We start from the raw sequence: 20,627 nt of genomic DNA, 5'->3' as shown, positions 1-20,627 counted from the left end.
GCACCAGCCTGGCCTGGCCGGGGCCCGGCGGGCTTGAACGAACCTGCTAACCCTCCAGCCAGCGCACCCCGGTGGCCAGCGCCGAGGGCGCGTCGCCCATCATGCGGCGCACGGTCCGGGTCAGGTGGGCGGCGTCGGAGAAGCCGGCCGCGTGCGCGGCGGCGGTCAGCGTGGCTCCCCGCGACAGTGAGGAGAGCGCGACCCGCAGCCTCGTCCACAACACGTACGGCCGGAACGGCAGGCCCGCCTCCTGCCGGAACAGGTGGGCCAGCCTGCTCTCCGACAGGTGCACGGCGCCGGCCACCGTGGCGAGCCGCACCTGCGCGGGCAGGGCCGCCTCGACCAGCCGCATCGCGTGCGCCAGAGCGGGGTGGAGGGGTGGCGGCGGCGCCGTGCCCGTCAGCTCGTCGGCCAGGGCGGCCAGGCCGGGCAGGTCACGACGGGCCGGCGGGCGCACGTCGAGGCTCCACGAGGCGGCCGGACCGGCGGCCTGTCCGCGGGACGGCCGCCCGGCCTGGGCGGGGTCGATCAGGACGAGCAGGGCGTCGTCGGCGCCGCGCACGATCTCATGCGGGGTGTCGGCCGGGATGAGCGCGGCCCGCACCTCGTGCGCGGGCCCGGTGCCGCCGCGCAGGACCAGGCCGTCGCCGACCAGGAGCTGCACGGCGTGGTGGGCGTGCAGGCCGCCCGCCCCGACGTGCCCGGCGTAGTACAGGCGGCCGGGCGTGATCGCCGCCCATCCCCGCCGCCGGCTCGGCGCGTTCACAGGCCGCCATGGTGATCGATCGCCATGTGGCGATGATGCCATGCGATCGGCTATGCCGGATGACCGAGCGAATGCCAAGCGATATAGCCTGTGTCAACCAACATAGAGACGAAGGAGCTCCCCCATGCGTTGGGTGACCTACGCGACCGGCGCCGGCGACCGCGTCGGCGTGCTCGGCGAGGACCTGATCCACCCCGTCGCGCCCGGTGTCCGGCTGCTCGATCTCATCGGCGGCGGCTCCGAGGCGCTGCGCGCGACGGGCGAGCGGGCGCTCGCGTCGTCGGCGGAGACGGTTCCGCTGGCCCAGGCGAGGCTGCGGGCGCCCGTCCCGCGCCCGCCCTCGATCCGCGACTGCCTGTGCTTCCTCGACCACATGCGCAACTGCCGGCAGGCCGCCGGTCAGCCGCGCACCCTGCCGGACGCCTGGTACCAGGTCCCGGCCTTCTACTTCGCCTGCCCCTCGACGGTCGTCGGCCCGTACGACGACGTGACGATCTCGCCGGGCAGCGCCTGGTTCGACTTCGAACTGGAGATCGCCGCGGTCATCGGGCCGGGCGGCCGGGACCTCACGCCGGAGGAGGCCGAGGAGCACATCATCGGCTACACCGTCTACAACGACTGGTCGGCGCGGGACCTGCAACTGCGGGAGTCCCCGCTGGCGATCGGCCAGGCCAAGGGCAAGGACGGCGCGACCACGCTCGGCCCGTTCCTGGTCACCCCGGACGAGCTGACGCCCTACCGCCGCGACGGCCGGCTCGCCCTGCGCGTCGAGGCCGCCGTCAACGGCGAGATCGTCGGCTCGGGCCGCACCGACAGCATGGACTGGAGCTTCGGCGAGGTCGTCTCCTACGCCTCGCGCGGCGTGGACCTGCTGCCCGGCGACGTGTTCGGCTCCGGCACCGTGCCCGGCTGCTGTCTCGTCGAGCACCTGTCGATGGCCGACCCGTCCGCGTTCCCCGGCTGGCTGGGGGACGGCGACGTCGTCGAGCTGACGGTCGAGGGGCTGGGCCGGACCCGTCAGACCGTCCGGGCGTCCGCCAGGCCGTACCCGTTGACGCCGCGGCACGACCCCGACCGCCGCCCGCCGCGCCCGCGCGTCAACAACGCCCGGTCCAGGCTGCCCTACACCCGCGGCCTGCACGAGGTCGGCGCGGGCGTGTGGGCCTGGCTGCTGCCCGACGGCGGGTACGGCCTGAGCAACGCCGGGCTCGTCACCGGCGAGGGCGCGTCGCTGCTGGTGGACACGCTGTTCGACCTGCCGCTGACGGCCGAGATGCTGGCCGCCATGCGGGAGGTCACCGACCGGCATCCGCTGACCCACGCCGCCCTCACGCACTCCAACGGCGACCACTGCCACGGCACCCAGCTGCTGGGCGAGCGCGTCGACATCGTCTCCGCGGCGGCCACCCGCGCGGAGATGCGGCACGAGATGCGCCCCGACCTGCTGACCGCCGCCCAGGTGATGGACATCGGCCCGGCGACGCCCTACTTCCGCGAACGCTTCGGCGCCTTCGACTTCGGCGGCATCCGCCTGCGGCTGCCCACCCAGACGTACGACCGGGAGCTCACCCTCGACATCGGCGGCCGGGAGGTGCGCCTGATGGACCTCGGCCCCGCCCACACCGGCGCCGACACCGTCGTGCACGTGCCGGACGCGGGCGTGCTCTTCGCGGGCGACCTGCTGTTCGTCGGCTGCACGCCGATCGTGTGGAGCGGCCCCATCGCCAACTGGATCGACGCCTGCGACAGGATGCTCGCCACCGGCGCCCACACGATCGTCCCCGGCCATGGCCCGGTCACCGACCCCGACGGGATCCGCGCGGTGCGCGGCTACCTCGCCCACGTGGTCGACCAGGCGGACGCCGCCCACGCCCGCGGCCTGTCCTTCCCCGAGGCGGTCGGCGCGGTGGACCTGGACGAGTACGCCACCTGGCTGGACGCCGAGCGGATCGTGGTCAACCTGCACCGCCGCTACCGCGAGCTCGACCCCGCCGCCACGCCCCCGCTGGACCAGATGACGCTGATGGCCATGATGGCCGAGAGGGCGCTCGCATGAGGCCGCCGGAGACCGCCCCGGGAGAGGGAGCGGCATCCCCCTCGCGAGGGAGCACACCGGACGGCTCCCGGGAAAAACTGGCAGGCATGAGCACCTCCTCCCCGCTCGCGACGGCAACACCGCCGGACCGGCTCACCAGCTGGGCCGGGCGAGCCATGATCTTCATCGCCCTGGCGCACACCGCCGTGTTCGCCCCCCTCGCCCCCTGGGCGAGCTGGCTCGCCGGAGACCTGCGCAACGGCCTCGCGGACGGCGACTCGCGGGCGGTCTTCTGGGCGCTGCCCGGCGGGTTCGTCGTGGTGCTGGCGCTGCTGGGCCTGCTGGTGGCGCGGGCGGGGCGGCAGGGGCAGCAGGTTCCCGGATATGTCGGGTGGGCGATCCTCCTCTGGGGGGCCATAGGCGTCGGCCTGATCGGAATGAGCGGTTTCATTACCGCGATCGTGCCTTCCGGGCTGCTCATCGCGGCGAACGTCATCGCGGTGCGGGAAAAGCGCGACCGGCGTGCCGGGCGCGGCGGCCATGACCGCGCCGACGGCATCGCTCGACGTCAGACCCCCTGAGAGGGCGCGATGGCCCGCCGTCGTTCCGGCGGGCCCGTTTTTCGGACGTGTCGTTATCGGGTTTTCGCTTATGCAGCCGCTTAACGGCCTTAAGGCGGCATAGTAATTTTCTCAAATGCCTCAATCACGTGGTAGGCGACGGCCGGTCATCGCACGATGGCTGGCCGTCCTCGTCATCGCCGCCGTCGTCCCGGCGGGACCGGGCTCAGCAACCGCGTACGCGTCGGGCTCACAACCGCCCGAGAACGCCGTCGTCGTCTGGGACCGCAACGCCCAGACCGCCATCTGGGACGTCGCCCGCCAGCAGCCGCAGGTCCAGGCGCGCAGCTTCGCCATGGTGCACGGAGCCGTCTACGACGCGGTGAACGCGATCGCCGGCACCCCCTACCAGCCGTACCTGATCGCGCCGCGGGCCGACGGCGGGGAGTCGACGGAGGCCGCCGTCGCCACCGCGGCCTTCCGCGTGCTGAACCAGCTCTTCCCCGCCCAGCAGGCCCGGCTGACGACCCAGTACGACGAGTACCTCGCCACGATCGCCGACGGCGACGCGAGACGACGCGGCGTCGCCGTGGGCGAGCAGGCGGCGGCCGCGATGATCGCCGCCAGGGAGAACGACGGCGCGTTCGGCGACCAGACCTGGCCGATCGGCACCCAGCCCGGCCAGTGGCGGCCGACGCCGCCCACGAACGCCTCGGACGGGGCCTGGGTCGGCGACCTCAAGCCGTTCCTCATCCCCAGCGCGTCGATGTTCCGCACCTCGGGCCCGCCCGCGCTGACCAGCTCCCGCTACGCCAAGGACGTCAACGAGCTGAAGCGCATCGGCGGTGCGGACAGCACGGTCAGGACGCAGGACCAGACGCAGGCCGCGATCTGGTGGCACGACCGGCACCTGGCCGAATGGGAGATCAAACGCCAGCTCGCCACGACCCGGCAGCTGAACCCGCTCCAGGCGGCCCGCATGTTCGCCATGGTCGACCTGGCCGAGGCCGACGCCACGACCGCCTGTTACAACGAGAAGGCGGCGTGGGCCTTCTGGCGGCCGGTGACGGCGATCCGCCTGGCCGACACCGACGGCAACCCCCGCACCACGGCCGACCCGGACTGGACGCCGCTGCTCGTCACCCCGCCGCACCCCGACTACACCTCCGGGCACACGTGCTTCACGGCGGCCAGCATGTCGGCGCTGGCCCACTTCTTCGGCAGGGACGACATCCCCTTCAGCGGCCACAGCTCCGACTCGGGCACCACCAGGAGCTTCCGCGGCTTCTCCCACGCCCTGGCCGAGGTCATCGAGGCCCGCGTGTGGGGCGGCATCCACACGCGCACGGCGGACGTGCAGGGCGCGAAGATCGGCGCCCAGGTCACCGCCTACATGGTGAGGCACTACTTCCGGCCGAAGCGGTGAGGCCGGAAGGAGTGAGTCCGGGCGACCCGCCCGCCCTCCGCTGAGACCGGAATCGCAGTGATCTCGAGACCTCCCCGTGCTCGTCGCGCACGGGGAGGTCTTCCTGATCCCGGCCCTGACAGGACGGGGGCCGACGGCTGTCAGCACCCCGCGAGGCCGCTGCCAGCGGGATGACCGCCGATCTGACCGATATGGAGAATCGGACCCGACTCAATCAGTCAATAGGGACAGAGACCCCTTCAAACGACAGGACCGAAACCCTAATTACGGGCATTCCATAGAGGGACAAGATCATCACGCAGGGTGGCAGAACCCCAGAACGCGAGGGCAGGCAGAGATCATCCGCCCAGCCGGGGAGGTCCACCGCCCGTAGACGCACCCGCCGGAAGCGGGTTTTGTCGATGGCCGAAACCAGCATTCCATCGTTGGTTTAAATTTCATCCCTTGACTGACTTTCGGACAAAATAATAGGAATGGCGTGGCTTCAGCCGTGAGCCGCCCCTCGCCAGGTCGAACCCTGACGAGCGGCCCATATTTCCTGCTGCCCGCGCGACGACCTCGCCCGGCGCGGCAGACCTGCCGGAGGGTGACTTCGCGTCGCGATGCCAGAAGAACAGCCGCTGTCCGAGACACCGTTCGCCTCGCTGACGCGATACCCGCCCGGCGCTCGGACCCTCTTCTGCCTCCCCTACGCCGGTGGGGACGTCACCGCCTTCTGGGCCTGGCGGCAGGCGTTCGACGGCGTCCTGGACGTGCGGGTGGCCATGCTGCCCGGCCGGGAGGGCCGGGTGGCCGAGCCCGGAGCCCTCTCCCCCGAGCTGATCGCCCGGTCCATCGGCGCCGTCGTCGCCCGGCAGCGCACGCCGTACTCGATCTACGGGCACAGCATGGGCGGCCGGGTCGCCTTCGAGGTGGTCCGCGAGCTGCGGCGGCTCGGCGTGCGGGCGCCCGAATGCCTCTACGTCGGCGCCGCGCACCCGCCGGAGCGCCAGGAGACGCTGGGACGGTGGACGGGCCTGGGCGACGAGGACCTGGTCGACGAGCTCATCCTGCGGCTCGGCGCGCCCCCGGAGTTACGCACGCAGCCCGAGGTCAAGGCCCTGCTCATCCCCGCGCTGCGGACGGACATGGAGTGGCTGCGCCGCTACCGCTTCACCCGCCAGGAGCCCCTGGACGTGCCCATCGTCGCCTTCGCCGGCGCGCACGACCGGGAGGTCACCCACCCGACCATGCTCGCCTGGGCCCGCCACACCTCCTCGGCCTTCCGCCTGCACACGCTCGACGCCGCCCACCTCTTCCTCGCCACGCACGGTGAGGAGGTGGCGCGGACGATCGCGGCCGGCCCGGAGCGGAGCCTGGCCGCGGACGAGGTGCACGTGTGGCTGGCCGACCTCGACGAACTGCCCGAGATGTGCGCGTCCCTCGACGAGCTGTCGCCGCGGGAGGCGGCGCGGGCGGCCAGGTTCCGGCAGGAGGACGGCCGGCGCGGCTTCGTCGGCAGGTCGGTGCTGCTGCGGCGGCTGCTCAGGGAGTACGGGGTCGAGCCGGGCCTCGCCGAGCCGCCCGGCCGGTCCGGCGGCCTGCCGTACGGCGGGACCGAGCTGACCTACAGCGTCGCCCAGTCGGGCGGGCTCGTGCTGGTCGCGCTGACGACCGGCCGGGAGGTGGGCGCCGACCTGGAGCGCTTCCGCCCGCCGGCGGACGAGCAGACGTTCTTCGAGCGGATGCTGGACGAGCGGGAGCGCGACGAGTTCGCCGCGCTGCCCGAGGAACTGCGGTTGCACAGCGCGTTGCGCACGTGGACGGCCAAGGAGGCGCTGCTGAAGGCGTCCGGTGACGGGCTGCGGGTGGACCCGGCGCGGTTCGGGTTCGCCGGGCAGCGTCCGGGCCGGACGTGGGTGCCCGAGGCGTCCCCCGAAGCAGGTGCTGAGGCGGAGTGGCTGGCGGGGTGGCGGGTGACGCACCTGCCGCTGGGCCGGGCGATGGCCGCGATCGCCCTGCGCGCGCCGAGCTTCCTGCTGCGTTTCGAGACGGTACGGCGAGGCCGGCTGGTACGGCCGGGTGTGGAGGCCGCAGGATGACACTCCTCAGCAGTCTGATCACGGCTCAGGCCGCGCGGACCCCGGACGCCCCGGCGGTCCGGCAGTGGGAGAACGTGCTCACCTACGCCGAGCTGGTCGAGCGGGCGTGGGCGCTGGCGGCCCGGCTGCGCGAGCTCGGCGTCGGGCCGGAGTCGCGGGTGGGGTTGTGCACCCGCCGCACCCCGCTGATGCCGGTGGCGGTGCTGGCCGTGCATCTGGCGGGCGGGGCGTACGTGCCGCTCGACCCGGGGCATCCGCGCCGGCGGCTGGATGAGGTGCTGGCGGACGCCGGCATCGCGGTGGTCGTCGTGGACGAGCGCGGCCACGAGCTCCTGGACGGCTGCGCCGCCACGCTCGTCGACGCCTTCCAGCCGGGGCCGGCCGAACCCCGGGAGAGCGGCGCCGTCGCGGGCAACGCGGCGTGGGTGATCTACACCTCCGGCTCCACCGGACGGCCCAAGGGCGTGGTGGTGAGCCACGCCAACGCGGTCTTCTTCGTCACCGCGACCGTCGCGCGCTTCGGCCTGGACGCGAGCTGCAGCTCGATGGCCTTCTCCGCGCTGGGCTTCGACGCCTCGATCATGGACATGGTGCTCCCGCTGACCGTCGGCGGCTGCGTGCAGCTCGTGCCGGACGAGGACCGCGTGGACCCGGCCCGGTTGCAGCACTTCCTGGAGGGGCACGACGTCACCTGGGGCTACCTCCCGCCCGCGCTGCTGCCGCTGGTGGACCCGAGCCGGCTGCCGCACCTGCGGGACGTGGTGACGGCGGGCGAGCCGCCCCCGCCCGAGCAGGTGGCGCGCTGGTCGGCGCACACCCGCTTCCACAACCTGTACGGCCCGACCGAGCTGACCGTCGTCGTGGTGGGCGGCGAGTTCCACGGCGTGTGGGAGCGTCCGCTGCCGATCGGCCGGCCGTTGACCGGCTGCCGGGCGTACATCGTGGACGAGGACATGAACGAGTGCCCGCCGGGCGTCCCCGGCGAGCTGCTGATCGGCGGCCCGCAGGTCAGCCGCGGCTACCTGGACCGGCCGGCGCTGACGGCCGAGCGGTTCGTGCCCGACCCGTTCTCGGACGAGCCCGGCGCGCGGCTGTACCGGACCGGCGACCACGTGGCGTGGCAGGAGGACGGCCAGATCGCGTTCATGGGCCGCCTCGACCGCCAGGTCAAGGTCCAGGGGCAGCGCGTGGAGATCGGCGAGGTGGAGACGACGCTGCGCGCCCATCCCGGGGTGCGGCAGGCGGTGGTGGACTTCGCGGGCGAGCTGGTCGCCTACGTGACGCCCGAGGACGCGCCCGACCTGGCCGCCCTGCGCGAGGACCTGGCGGTGCGGCTGCCGCCGTACATGCTGCCGACCAGGCTGGTCCGGCTGCCGCTCCTCCCGCTGAACGCCTCGGGCAAGGTGGACCTGGCCGCCCTGCGGGCGCGGTCGCAGCGGGAGCGGGGAACGGCGAGCGGGCTGGCCGGGATCTGGGCGCGGGTGCTGGAGGCGCCCGTCCCCGACGACGAGGACGACTTCTTCCAGCGCGGCGGCCACTCGCTGCGGGCGATGCGGCTGGTGGCCGCGGTGCGCGCGGAGCTGGGCCGGGCGGTCTCGGTCCAGGACGTGTACGAGGGCCGGACCTACGGCGCGCTGCGCGCGCTGGTGGCGGGCGCGGAGCGGGCGTCCGCCGCCGCGCCGCCCACCGGCAGCCCGGCCGCGTTCTCCCCCGCCCAGCGCCGGATGTGGTTCGTCGAGCAGCTGGCGCCCGAGTCGGCCGCGCACAACATCGCGATGGCCGAGCGGATCCGGGGCCCGCTCGACGTCGCCGCGCTCCGCCGGGCGCTCACCGCCGTGGTGGCGGCCCACGAGGCGCTGCGCTGGCGGGTGGCCTCGCGCGACGGGATCCCCGACGTGACGGTCGCGCCGCCGCGCGAGGTGCCGCTGCCGATCGACGACCTCTCCCCCGCCGAGCTGGACGCGGCGCTGCAGAAGGAGGCGCGGGAACGGTTCGACCTGGCCGCCGGGCCGCTGTTCCGGGCGCGGCTGCTCCGGCTGGCCCCCGACGAGCACGTGCTCTGCCTGACGGCGCACCACCTGGTGTTCGACGGCTGGTCGCAGGACGTGCTCTTCCGCGGCCTGTCGGCCGCCTACCGCGGCGAGCCGGTCGAGGCGGGCGAGCACACGTTCGCCGACTACGTGCGCTGGCTGCGCGCGAACGGCGACGGCCAGGCGCTGGGCTGGTGGCGCGAGCGCCTGCACGACGCCCCGCTGGTGCTGGACCTGCCCAGGGACGCGGCCAGGCCGCCCGCGCAGACCTTCCGCGGCGCCGCCGTCCGGGGCGAGGTGGACGCTGAACTGGCCGGCCGGGTGGCCGAGCTGGCGGCGGAGCTCGGCACCACCCCGTACGCGGTGCTGCTGGCCGCCTTCGGACGCCGCCTGGCCACCCTGGCGGGACGGGACGACCTGGTGGTGGGGGCGGCCTACGCCGACCGGCCGCACGTGGCGTTCGAGTCGCTGGTGGGGATGTGCGTGCAGGTCCTGCCGCTGCGGCTGCGCCCCCGGGGCGACTTCGCCGGGCAGGTGACGGCGTGCGCGGCCGAGCTCAACGCCGCGATCAGGCACCGGGACGTGCCGCTCGGGCAGCTGCTGGAGTCGCTGCGGCTGCCGCGCGACCTGAGCCGCAACCCGATCACGCAGGTCATGTTCAACATGTACAACTTCGCGCAAGCCCATCTGGACCTGGACGGCTGCGCCAGTGAGACGCTGCGGCCAGGGCTGCCCGGGGCGCTGTTCGACCTGACGATGTACGTGGGCGAGCAGCGCGGCGGCTACGCGCTGGAGCTGGTCTACAACCCCGACCTGTTCTCCGCCGAGCGCATGACGGCGCTGGTCGACGGCTATGTCGAGCTGCTCGGCGAGTCGCTGACCGGGCAGGTGCGCCCTGAGCCCCCCGACGCCGAGCTGCCGGCCTGGGACGGGCCCGGCCTGCTGGAGCTGGCCGGCGACGCGCACGCCGGGGCGCGGCGGCGGACCGAGGCGGCGCTGCGCGGCGCGGGGGTCGAGCCGGGGGCCGTGGTGGCCGTCGTCGCCTCCCGGGTGCCCGAGCTGCCGGGGATCCTGCTCGGCGTGCTGGCGGCGGGGGCGCGGTGGGTGGTGATCGACTCGGCCTATCCCGCCGCTGTCCAGGAGCGGCAGATCGCCGCCGCCGGAGCGCGGGCCGTCCTGCGGGACGGCGCGGTCGAGCTGCGCGAGGGCGGCGCCCTGCTGCCGGGACCCGGCTACCTCTCGATGACCTCGGGCACCACGGGCGACCCCAAGGCGGTGGTCACCGGCGAGCGGCCGCTGGCCCATTTCCTGTCCTGGTACGTCCGCGCCTTCGCCGTCGGGCCGCACGACCGGTTCGCGCTGCTGCACGGGCCGGCCCACGATCCGGCGCTGCGCGACATGTTCGTGCCGGCCGTGGCGGGCGCCGAGCTGTTCGTGCCCGAGCACGAGCTGGTCCGCGATCCCGGCAAGCTCGTCACCTGGCTGCGCGAGCACGCGATCACCGTCCTGCACCTGACGCCGCAGCTCGCGGCGATGCTGGCGGGCACCGGCGGCACGCTGCCCGACGTGCGGCTGGCCGGCGTGGGCGGCGACCTGTTCACCGGCGTCCAGGCGGCCCGGCTGCGGGGGCTCGTGCCCGATGCCCGGATCGTCGCCTTCTACGGCACGACCGAGACGCCGCAGGCGCACGCGTGGCACGAGCTCGCGGAGCCGTACCCGGAGGTCGTGCCGATCGGGCGGCCCGTCGAGGGCAGCGAGATCATCGTCGTGACGCCGGACGGCAGGCGGGCCGGTGTGGGCGAGCTCGGCGAGGTGGTCGTCCGCAGCCGCCACCTGGCCGACGGCTACCTGGATCCGGCGCTGACCGGCCGGCGCTTCGCCGGCGACCGGTTCCGCACCGGCGACCTCGGCCGGCGCAACCCCGACGGCACGATCACCCCGGCCGGGCGCGCCGACGACCAGGTGAAGGTGCGCGGCTTCCGGGTCGAGCTGGGCGAGGTGGAGGCCGCGCTCGCCGCCTGCCGGGACGTGCGCGCCGCCGCGGCCAGGGTCGAGGACGGCACGCTCATCGGCTACGTGGTGCCCGCCCGGCCTGGCCTGGCGGCGCACCGCATCCTGGACGAGCTGCGCGGCGCGCTGCCCGAGCACGCCGTCCCCAGCGAGGTGGTGGCGCTGCCCGCGCTGCCGCTGACGCCCAACGGCAAGGTGGACCGCGCCGCGCTGCGCGGCCGGCCGGTCGAGCAGCCGAAGGCCGGCGGCGGCCTCGACGGCCCCACCCAGAAGACGGTCGCCCAGGTGTGGCGCGCCGTGCTGGGCGTGCCGCGGCTCGGCCCCGACGACAACTTCTTCGAGATCGGCGGCCACTCGCTGGCCGTGGCGGCGGTCCAGGCCCGGCTGCGGGCGGCGACCGGCCGCGAGATCCCGATCACGGAGCTGTTCAGGCATCCCACGATCCGGACGCTGGCCGCCCATCTCGATGGAGCGGGCGGCAGTCCGGGGCTGGACCGGGCGGCGCGCCGCCTGGCCTCACGGCGAGACAGGTTGAGGAACCGCAACGAGAAGGGGATTGCCCCATGACGGACGAGCCCACGGCCGAGCCGATCGCGATCATCGGCTTGTCGTGCCGAGTCCCGGGAGCGGGTGACGCGCAGCAGTTCTGGCGCAACCTCGCCGACGGCGTCGAGTCGCTGACCACGTACACCCTGGAGGAGCAACGGGCGCTGGGCACGGCGGAGAGCCTGCTGGCCGACCCGAACTTCGTGCCGGCCGCCATGACGCTGGACGACTACGAGGGCTTCGACGCGGCGTTCTTCGGCATGTCGATCAGGGAGGCCGAGGTCCGCGACCCGCAACACCGGCTGTTCCTGGAGCTGTCGCACACGGCGCTGGAGGACGCGGGCTACGACCCGTTCCGCTACCCGGGCGAGATCGGCGTCTACGCCGGGACCGGGACGGACACCTACCAGTGGCGCAACATCCGCAGCAACGCCCAGGCCCACAAGAACGCCGGCTGGCTGGCGGTCATGGTGGGCAACCACGTCGACTACTGCGCCACCCTCACCTCCTACAAGCTCGACCTGCGCGGCCCCAGCTACACCGTGCACACGGCGTGCTCGACCGCGCTGGTGGCCTTCCACATCGCGTGCGAGGCGCTGCGCAACGGCGAGTGCGACATGGCGCTGGCCGGCGCGGCCATGCTGGACCTGCCGCAGGGCGAGGGCTACATCTACGACCAGGACGGCATCGTCTCCCCCGACGGGCACACCCGCTCCTTCGACGCCGACGCCGGCGGCACGACCTGGGGCAGCGGCGGCGGCGTCCTGGTGCTGAAGCGGCTGTCGGAGGCGATCGAGGACCGCGACAACATCCGCGCGGTGGTCCTGGGCAACGCGATCAACAACGACGGCGCGGGCAAGGTCGGCTTCTCCGCGCCCAGCCTGGACGGCCAGGCCGCGGTGATCGCGCAGGCGCTGGGCGTCGGCGGCGTGGATCCCCGTACGGTCACCTACGTCGAGGCGCACGGCACCGGCACGGCGCTCGGCGACCCGATCGAGGTGGCCGCGCTGTCCAGCGTGTTCGCCCAGCACACGAGCGACACCCAGTGGTGCGGCATCGGCTCGGTCAAGAGCAACATCGGCCACCTCGGCCAGTCGGCCGGCATCCCCAGCCTGGTCAAGACGGTGCTGGCGCTGGAGAACAAGCTGATCCCGCCGACGTTGCACTTCAAGAGCCCCAACCCGAAGATCGACTTCCCGGCGAGCCCGTTCTACGTCGTCTCCTCGCCGACGAAGTGGGAGCGCGAGGAGTTCCCGCGCCGCGCGGGGGTCAGCTCGTTCGGCATCGGCGGCACGAACGCGCACGCCGTGCTGGAGGAGGCCCCGCCGCGCCCGTCGCTGCCCCGTGAGCGGCCCGCGCACCTGCTGAAGCTGTCGGCCAGGACGGAGTCGGCGCTGGCCGCCGCGCGCGAACGGCTGGCCGCGCACCTGGCCGCGCACCCCGAGACGGACCTGGCCGACGCCGCGTTCACGCTGCGCGTGGGCCGCCGGGAGCTCAAGCACCGGGCCGTCGTCGTCGCCACCTCGCCGGGCGACGCGGTGGCCGCGCTGTCCGACCCCAGGCGGACCGTCACCGGCGCCAAGCCGAAGCGGCCGGCGCAGGTGGCCTTCCTCTTCTCCGGCCAGGGCGCCCAGTACGGCGGCATGGCCGCGGAGCTGTACCGCAACGAGCCGATCTTCCGCGAGGCGGTCGACGAGTGCGCGGCCGTCCTGGACGTGCGCGACCAGATCTTCGCCACCGGCGAGGAGGCCGACGAGGCGCTGCGGCAGACCTCGCTCACGCAGCCCGCCCTGTTCACGGTGGAGTACGCGCTGGCCAGGCTCTGGCTGTCGCTGGGCGTCGAGCCCGCCGCGATGATCGGCCACAGCATCGGCGAGTACGCGGCGGCCACCATCGCCGGCGTCTTCACCCTGCCCGACGCGATGCGGCTGGTCGCGGCGCGCGGCCGGCTGATCCAGGCGCTGCCGCCGGGCTCCATGCTGGCCGTGCAGCTCATGCCCGACGAGATCGCGCCGATGCTGCCCGACGACGTCTCCGTGGCCACCGTCAACGGCCCCGGCACGTGCGTCGTGTCCGGCCCGTCGGAGTCGATCGCGGAGCTGGCCGAGATGCTGGAGGAGGAGGGCATCGGCTGCACCCGGCTGCGCACCTCGCACGCCTTCCACTCGGCGATGATGGAGCCGATGCTGCGCGAGTTCCGCGAGCTGGTCGCGGCGGCCCGCCCGGCCGCGCCGAGCCTGCCGTTCCTGTCCAACGTGACCGGCACCTGGATCACCGCCGCGGAGGCCACCGACCCGTCCTACTGGGCCAGGCACGTGCGCGAACCGGTCCGCTTCGGCGACTGCGTCTCGACGCTCCTGGCCGACGGTGAATGGATCATGATCGAGTGCGGGCCGGGCCGGCAGCTGTGCGGCCTGGCCGGCACCCAGCTGGCCGCCGGCGCGATCGCCCCGCTGCCGTCGCTGCCCGGCCCGCGCGACCGGGCCGGTGACGTCGCGGTCTTCTCGCAGGCCGTGGGCGCGCTGTGGGTGCACGGCATCGAGCTGAACGACTTCGGCGCCCCCGGCTTCCGCGTCTCGCTGCCGGGTTACCCGTGGGAGCGGCAGCGCGCCTGGATCGACCCCGACCCGCAGGGCGCCTTCGCCGGCGGCGTCGCCCACCCGCAGCAGGCCGACGGCCCCCTGCCGCCCGAGCGGTGGTACGGCGTGCCCGTCTGGCACCAGGCGCCGGCCCGTCCGGGGACGCCGTCGCCGGTCACGCGCTGCCTGGCCTTCGTGGACGAGGACTCCGCCGCGCTGGCCGACGCGCTGCGCGCCTCCGGGGCCGAGGTGCTGGAGGTGCGGCCGGGCGCCGCGTTCGGCGCCTTCGACGGGCACTTCACGGTGCGGCCGGCCGTACGGGAGGACTACGACGCGCTGCTGGAGGCGGTCGGCGAGATCCCCGAGCGGGTCGTGCACGCCTGGGCGCTCACCGGCGGCGAGCAGACGTGGGCGGCGCAGGACCGCGGCTTCTTCGGCGTCCTGGGTCTCGTGCAGGCGCTGTCGGCGGCCCAGCCGCCGGGCGGGGTGCAGCTCGACCTGGTGACCGCGGGCACGATGGACGTCGTCGGCGGCGACCTGACCAGGCCGGAGCACGCCACGCTGGCGGCCTTCGCCCGGGTCGTCCCGCTGGAGACGCCGTGGCTGCGCGTCCGCCACATCGACGCGCCGGACGGGGACGCGAACCGGCCGGCGGCGGTGCGGAGCGTCGCCGCCGAGCTGGGCCGTACGGCGGAACCCGGCGAGGCCGGGCTGCTGGCCCCGGTCGCCCTGCGCGGCGGGAAGCGGTGGCACCTCGGGTACGAGCAGGTGGAGGTGACCAGCGAGCCGGGCGAGCCGCGCGACGGCCAGGTGTACGTGATCACCGGCGGTCTGGGCGGCATCGGCGTCTCGCTGGCCGAGGACCTGGCGGCGCGGGCCCGCGTCGGCATCGTCCTGCTGTCCAGGAGCGGGCTGCCCGACGGCCCGCCGCGGTCGGCCCGCGAGGCGCGCGCCGCCGAGGCGATCGGCCGGATGGAGGCCGCCGGGGCACGGGTGCTGACCCTGGCCGCCGACGTGACCGATCCGGCGGACATGCGCCGGGTCAGGGACGAGACGCTCGCCGCCTTCGGCCGGGTGGACGTGCTCGTGCACGCGGCCGGCCTGCCCGGCGGCGGCATGGCCCAGATCAAGGAGCGGGAGGCGGCCGAGGCCGTGCTCCGGCCCAAGCTGCTCGGCACGCTGGCGCTGCAGGAGGCGTTCGGCGACCTGGAGCTGGAGGCCGTGGTGCTCTGCTCGTCGATCACCGCGGTGGCCGGCGGGTTCGGGCAGATCGACTACTGCGCGGCCAACAACTTCCTCGACGCGCACGCCCGCGCCGGACGAGGCTGGAACGCCGCCCAGATCGTCAGCGTCAACTGGGGCAGATGGCTGGAAGTCGGCATGGCGGTGGAGACGGCGGCGCCCGCCGGATTCGTCGCGTTGCAGCGCGGCGACCGGATCAAGGCGCTCGACCACCCGGTCCTCGACGCGCGGCACGCCGGCGAGATCGGCGGGCTCGACTGGTGCAGCGGCACGCTCTCGCCCGGCACGCACTGGGTGCTGGACGAGCACCGCATCGCCGACGTGCCGGTGCTGCCCGGCACCGGCCATGTCGAGCTGGCCAGGACGGCCGCCGAGGCGGTGCTGCCCGACGGCGGGCTCGTCGAGCTGCGGGACGTGGTGTTCGTCGAGCCGCTGTCGGTGGCCGACGGCGCGACCGCCGAGGTACGGGTGCTCTTCACCCCGGAGGCGGACGGCGCCGAGTTCCAGGTGCAGAGCATCATCGGCGGCTCGCACCGCACCCACGCCAGGGGCACGGCGGCCAAGGTGAGCCCGCCGCCCGCCGACCGCGTGGACCTGCGCGCCATCATGGACCGCTGCGTGTCCTCGGCGGACGAGCAGGGCGGCGTCCCGCTGTCGGGCCTGCTCACGCTGGGCGCGCACTGGCACCGGACGCTGACCGCCACGCATGTCGGCCAGCAGGAGGCGCTCGGGCTGTTCGAGGCCAACGACGCGCTGATGGCCGACCTCGACCGGTGGGGGCTGCACCCGGCCCTGCTCGACGCCGCCACCACCTTCAGCTGGGTCGCGGTCGAGGGCCACTACCTGCCGCTCGGCTACGGCCGCATCACCGTGTTCGGCAGCCTGCCCGAGGCGTTCTGGAGCCATCTGCGCATCACCAGCACCGACACCGACGAGGTGCTGGTCGTCGACGTCACGTTGATCGCGCCCGACGGCACGGTGCTGGTGCAGATCTCCGACTACGTCCTGCGCAGGATCGACACCGAGGCCGTGGTCTCCGGGGTCCGCTCCAGCGCCGGGTCCCAGGTCGCCGCCCCGGCCGCGTCGCCGGTCGCGGCCGACGACGCGGCCGGGATCAGGCCGGCCGACGGGGCCCGCGCCCTGCGCAGGCTGCTCGCCGCCCCGCTCGGCCCCCAGGTCGTGGTGGCGGCCGGCACGGTGGCCGAGCTCGTCGCCGGCGTCGGCTCGCTGACCCAGGAGACCGTCGAGAGCGAGCTCGATCCGGCGGCGGTCGCCGACCGGCAGGACAAGGCGCCCGCCGAGGGCTACGTCGCGCCGCGCAACGACGCCGAGGCCACGATCGCCCGCCTGTGGGGCGAGGTGCTCGGCGGCGACCACATCGGCGTCGACGACGACTTCTTCGAGCTGGGCGGCAACTCGCTCATCGCGGTGCAGCTGATCGCCCTGATCCGCAAGGAGCTCGGGGTCCGGCTGCCGATGCGCAACCTCTTCGAGGAGCCGACCGTGGCCGGGGTCGCGGCCCTGATCGACGCCGCCACGGCCGCCGCCCCCGAGCCCGCCCCCGCCGCCCAGACCATCCCCCGCCTTCCCCGGAGTTCCGCATGAGCACAGAGACCAGCACAGAGACCGGCACGGACACCAAGGTCGTACGCAACGACGAGGAGCAGTACTCCATCTGGCCCGCCGGCCGGGACAACCCCTCCGGCTGGCACGACGCCGGTTTCTCCGGCACCAAGGACGCCTGTCTGGCGCACATCGAGCAGGTGTGGACCGACATGCGGCCGAAGAGTCTGCGAGAGGCCATGGACAGTGAGTGATGCCTTCCCCGCATCCTCCGGCCAGGAGCGGATGTGGTTCCTTTCGCGCTTCGAGCCCGATCTGGCCGTCTACAACATCGGCATGGTCATGCCGATGGCGGCCAGGCAGCCGGTGGACCCCCGCCGGCTGGAGCGGGCGATCGATCTGGTCGTGCGGCGCCATGAGGCGCTGCGCACCACGTTCGACTTCCGGGACGGGCAGGTCGTGCAGATCGTCCACCCCGGCGCGCCGCCCACGGCGCTGACCGAGACGGACCTGAGCCACCTGCCGCGGGCCGCCGCCGAGGCGGAGCTGGCCCGCCTGGCCAGGGCGGACGCGGTGCAGCCGTTCGACATGGAACGGGCGCCGCTGTACCGCGGCCGGCACGTCAAGCTGGCCGAGGACGACCTGCGGCTGGCCGTCGTCTTCGACCACACGATCTTCGACGGCGTCTCCTCCATGGTCTTCATGGACGAGGTGGAGGAGTGCTACGACGCGCTGGGCGAGGACCGGCCGCCGAAGCTGCCCGAGCTGCCGATCCAGTTCGCCGACTTCGCCGTGTGGCAGCGCGGCAGGTTGTCCGGCGAGTTCCTGGAGACCGAGCTGGTGCACTGGCGCGAACGGCTGGCCGGGGTGCCCGCCGACCTCGCCCTGCCGGGCGACCGGCCGCGGCCGGCCCGCCGGAGCTACCGGGGCGGGATCCGGCTCGGCGCCTACTCCCCCGAGCTGTCGGCGGGCGTGGAGCGGCTGGCCAAGGAGCTCAACACGACGTTGTTCACGGTGATGCTCACCGCGTACGCCGCCGTGCTGTCGCGCTGGTCGGGGATCGACGACATCGTGGTGGGCACGCCGGTCGCGGGCCGGCTGCTGCCCGAGACCGAGCCGGTCATCGGCATGTTCGTCAACGCGGTGCCGCTGCGCGTGGACCTGTCGGGCGCGCCCAGCTTCCGCGAGGCGGCCGGGCGCGTGCGGGCGACGGTCGCCGAGGCGCTGGACCACCAGGAGCTGCCGTTCGAGCGGCTCGTGGAGGACCTGCAGCCGGCCCGGGACCTGAGCGTGCCGCCGCTCTACCAGGTGATGTTCAACCTGGCGATCCGCACCAACGAGGGGCAGATCGCCAACGGCACCGCCAAGGTGGACCTCCAGCTCGACGTCAACATGCGCGACGGGGTGCTGCACACCCGGCTGGAGTACGCCACCGACCTGTTCGACCCCGAGACGATCGAACGCTTCGAGGCGAACCTGCGCACGCTGGTCGAGGCGGCCGCCGCCGACCCCGGCCGGGCGGTCCCCGAGCTCCCCGTGCTCGCCGCGGACGAGCGTGCGCGCGTGCTGACCCTCGGGGACGGCGGGCCGCCGGCCGAGCCCGGCACCCTGCACACGTTGATCGAGGCCCGGGCCGCCGCGACCCCCGACGCCCCCGCGGTGCTCTTCGGCGACGTCACGCTCACCTACGCCGAGCTCAACGGCCGCGCCAACCGGCTGGCCCGGCGGTTGCGGCAGATCGGCGTGGAGCGCGGCCGGCCCGTCGCGGTGTGCGCGGAACGCTCGCCCGAGCTGGTCGTCGCGTTGCTCGCGGTGCTCAAGGCGGGCGGGGCGTACGTGCCGCTGGATCCGGAGTACCCGCGGGACCGGCTGGAGTTCATGCTGTCCGACTCCGGCGCGCGGGTGCTGCTCACCCAGCGCCACCTGCCGTCCTTCGGGCCGGTCGAGACGGTGCTGCTGGAGGACGACCACGACCTCGGCTCCGGCGACCTCGACCCGGTGACCGGGCCGGACGACGCCGCGTACCTGATCTACACCTCGGGCTCGACCGGGCGGCCGAAGGCCGTGGTCAACACCCATCGCGGCATCGTCAACCGGCTGGCCTGGATGCAGGAGACGTTCGGCCTGACACCCGGCGACGTGGTGATGCAGAAGACGCCGACCAGCTTCGACGTGTCGGTGTGGGAGTTCTTCTGGCCGCTGCTGCAGGGCGCCTGCCTCGTGCCGGTGCGGCCGGGCGGCCACCGCGACCCCGCCCACCAGCGCGACCTGGTCAAGCGGCACGCGGTGACCACGATGCACTTCGTGCCGTCGATGCTCGCCCTCTTCCTGGAGGAGGCGAACATCGAGTCGTGCACGTCCCTGCGGCGCGTGGTGTGCAGCGGCGAGGAACTGCCGCCCAGGACGGCGGCCCGCTTCTTCGAGCGCCTGCCCGGCGTGGAGCTGCACAACCTGTACGGCCCCACCGAGGCGGCCGTCGACGTCTCCTGGCACGCCTGCCGGCCGGGCGAGACGGTGATCCCCATCGGCCGTCCGATGCCCGGCTGCCGTCTGCACGTCCTCGACGAGCGCCTGGAGCCGATGCCGATCGGCGTGCCCGGCCAGCTGCACATCGGCGGCGTCCAGGTGGCCCGCGGCTACGCGGGACGGCCGGGGCTGACGGCCGAGCGCTTCGTCCCCGACCCGTACGGCCCGCCGGGCGCGCGGCTGTACGCCACCGGCGACCTGGCCCGGCTGCGCGCCGACGGTGAGCTGGAGTTCCTCGGCCGCATCGACGACCAGGTCAAGGTGCACGGCTGGCGGGTCGAGCTGGGCGAGGTCGAGGCGGCGCTGGCCGCGGACCCGCGGGTGCGCGGGGTCGTCGTCGCCCTGCGCGACGACGCGCCGGGCGGCCGCGGGCTGGTGGCCTACGTGGACTGGACGGGCGAGCCCAGCCAGTTGTCGCACGAGCTGCGCACCGGGCCGGCCCGCACGTTGCCGGCGGCGCTGGTGCCGCAGGCGTTCGTGCAGGTCACCGAGTTCCCCCTGGGCCCGAGCGGGAAGCTCGACCGGGCCGCGCTGCCGCCGCCCACCGGGCCCGGCCGCAGCGATCTGGGCACCACCTACGTCGCGCCGGAGACGCCGCTGGAGGAGGAGCTGTGCGCGCTCTGGGGCGAGCTGCTCGGCCGTGACCGGGTGGGCGTCGAGGACGACTTCTTCGCGCTCGGCGGGCACTCGCTGCTGGCCGTCCTGCTGATCACCCGGTACCGGGAGGCGTACGGGATCGACATGGACCTGCGGGTCTGCTTCGAGCTCACCACGGTGGCCGAGCACGCGCTGGCCGTGCTGGAACTCCAGCTCGGCGACGTCGAGCTGGACGATCTCCTGGCGGAGGACGCGGACGGATGAGCGAGGTGAGAGGGCGGCTGGCCCGCCTCAGCCCGGAGCAGCGCGCGGCGCTGGAGCGCAGGCTCCAGCGGCAGCCGAAGGCCCGGCCCGCCGGGATCCCCCCGCGCAGCGATCCGGACGCGCCGGCGCCGCTCTCCTACGGGCAGGAGCGGCTCTGGTTCCTGCAGCGGCTCGACCCCGCCGACGCCTCCTACAACATGTACATGGTGCAGCGGCTGCGCGGCGAGCTGTCCATCCGTGACCTGGCCGGGGCGCTGGCCACCGTGGCGGCGCGGCACCCGATGCTGCGGGCCCGCTTCCCCGCGGTGGACGGCGGCCCGGTCCAGGTCGTGGAGCCGGAGCTGAGGCTCGATCCGGTTGTGGTAGACCTGGCGGACCTGCCCGCCGCCGAACGCGAGGCCC

10 protein-coding genes (1 of these 10 running past the window's edge) are annotated in these 20,627 nt (G+C 74.2%); 9 read left to right on the top strand and 1 reads right to left on the bottom strand.

Annotated features, from left to right (window positions below; all coding sequences use genetic code 11):
• Positions 1–46: 46 nt before the first annotated feature.
• Positions 47–766: a helix-turn-helix domain-containing protein gene (locus ACFYUV_RS35055; protein ID WP_387676370.1), complete on the bottom strand. Its 720-nt coding sequence runs from the start codon at positions 764–766 to the stop codon at positions 47–49.
• 124 nt (positions 767–890) lie between these two features.
• On the opposite strand from ACFYUV_RS35055, the gene ACFYUV_RS35050 reads away from it, so the two are divergent.
• The 9 genes from ACFYUV_RS35050 to ACFYUV_RS35010 form a co-directional block, all read left to right on the top strand.
• The gene (locus ACFYUV_RS35050) at positions 891–2,822 is read left to right on the top strand and encodes a fumarylacetoacetate hydrolase family protein (RefSeq protein ID WP_387676367.1); all 1,932 of its coding nucleotides are present in this window, start codon (positions 891–893) and stop codon (positions 2,820–2,822) included.
• Positions 2,823–2,908: 86 nt separating this feature from the next.
• Positions 2,909–3,382: a DUF6463 family protein gene (locus ACFYUV_RS35045; protein WP_387676364.1), complete on the top strand. Its 474-nt coding sequence runs from the start codon at positions 2,909–2,911 to the stop codon at positions 3,380–3,382.
• A 115-nt stretch (positions 3,383–3,497) separates the two neighbouring features.
• On the top strand, positions 3,498–4,787 hold the full coding sequence (locus ACFYUV_RS35040; RefSeq protein WP_387676361.1) for a phosphatase PAP2 family protein: 1,290 nt from the start codon (positions 3,498–3,500) through the stop codon (positions 4,785–4,787).
• A 602-nt stretch (positions 4,788–5,389) separates the two neighbouring features.
• On the top strand, positions 5,390–6,868 hold the full coding sequence (locus ACFYUV_RS35035; RefSeq protein ID WP_387676359.1) for a thioesterase domain-containing protein: 1,479 nt from the start codon (positions 5,390–5,392) through the stop codon (positions 6,866–6,868).
• A complete protein-coding gene (locus ACFYUV_RS35030; RefSeq protein WP_387676356.1) occupies positions 6,865–11,475 on the top strand; it encodes an amino acid adenylation domain-containing protein in 4,611 nt (1,536 codons plus the stop codon). Before ACFYUV_RS35035 ends, ACFYUV_RS35030 begins: the two co-directional genes overlap by 4 nt.
• The gene (locus ACFYUV_RS35025) at positions 11,472–16,880 is read left to right on the top strand and encodes an SDR family NAD(P)-dependent oxidoreductase (RefSeq protein WP_387676354.1); all 5,409 of its coding nucleotides are present in this window, start codon (positions 11,472–11,474) and stop codon (positions 16,878–16,880) included. The genes ACFYUV_RS35030 and ACFYUV_RS35025 overlap by 4 nt, the downstream gene beginning before the upstream one ends.
• The gene (locus ACFYUV_RS35020) at positions 16,877–17,092 is read left to right on the top strand and encodes an MbtH family protein (RefSeq protein ID WP_387676351.1); all 216 of its coding nucleotides are present in this window, start codon (positions 16,877–16,879) and stop codon (positions 17,090–17,092) included. Before ACFYUV_RS35025 ends, ACFYUV_RS35020 begins: the two co-directional genes overlap by 4 nt.
• Complete coding sequence (locus tag ACFYUV_RS35015) at positions 17,085–20,225, top strand: amino acid adenylation domain-containing protein (RefSeq protein WP_387676348.1); 3,141 nt, start codon at positions 17,085–17,087, stop codon at positions 20,223–20,225. Before ACFYUV_RS35020 ends, ACFYUV_RS35015 begins: the two co-directional genes overlap by 8 nt.
• Positions 20,222–20,627, top strand: partial view of an amino acid adenylation domain-containing protein gene (locus tag ACFYUV_RS35010; RefSeq protein ID WP_387676345.1) — the start only. It continues 2,726 nt past the right edge of the window; 406 of the gene's 3,132 nt are visible here — the first part of the coding sequence; its start codon is at positions 20,222–20,224; its stop codon lies beyond the right edge, outside the window. Before ACFYUV_RS35015 ends, ACFYUV_RS35010 begins: the two co-directional genes overlap by 4 nt.

Origin of the sequence: Nonomuraea sp. NPDC003560, from assembly GCF_042878785.1 — a bacterium.
Lineage (GTDB): Bacteria > Actinomycetota > Actinomycetes > Streptosporangiales > Streptosporangiaceae > Nonomuraea.
The sequence above is the reverse complement of the archived record's forward strand: the minus strand, read 5'-3'. Positions and strand labels throughout refer to the sequence as shown.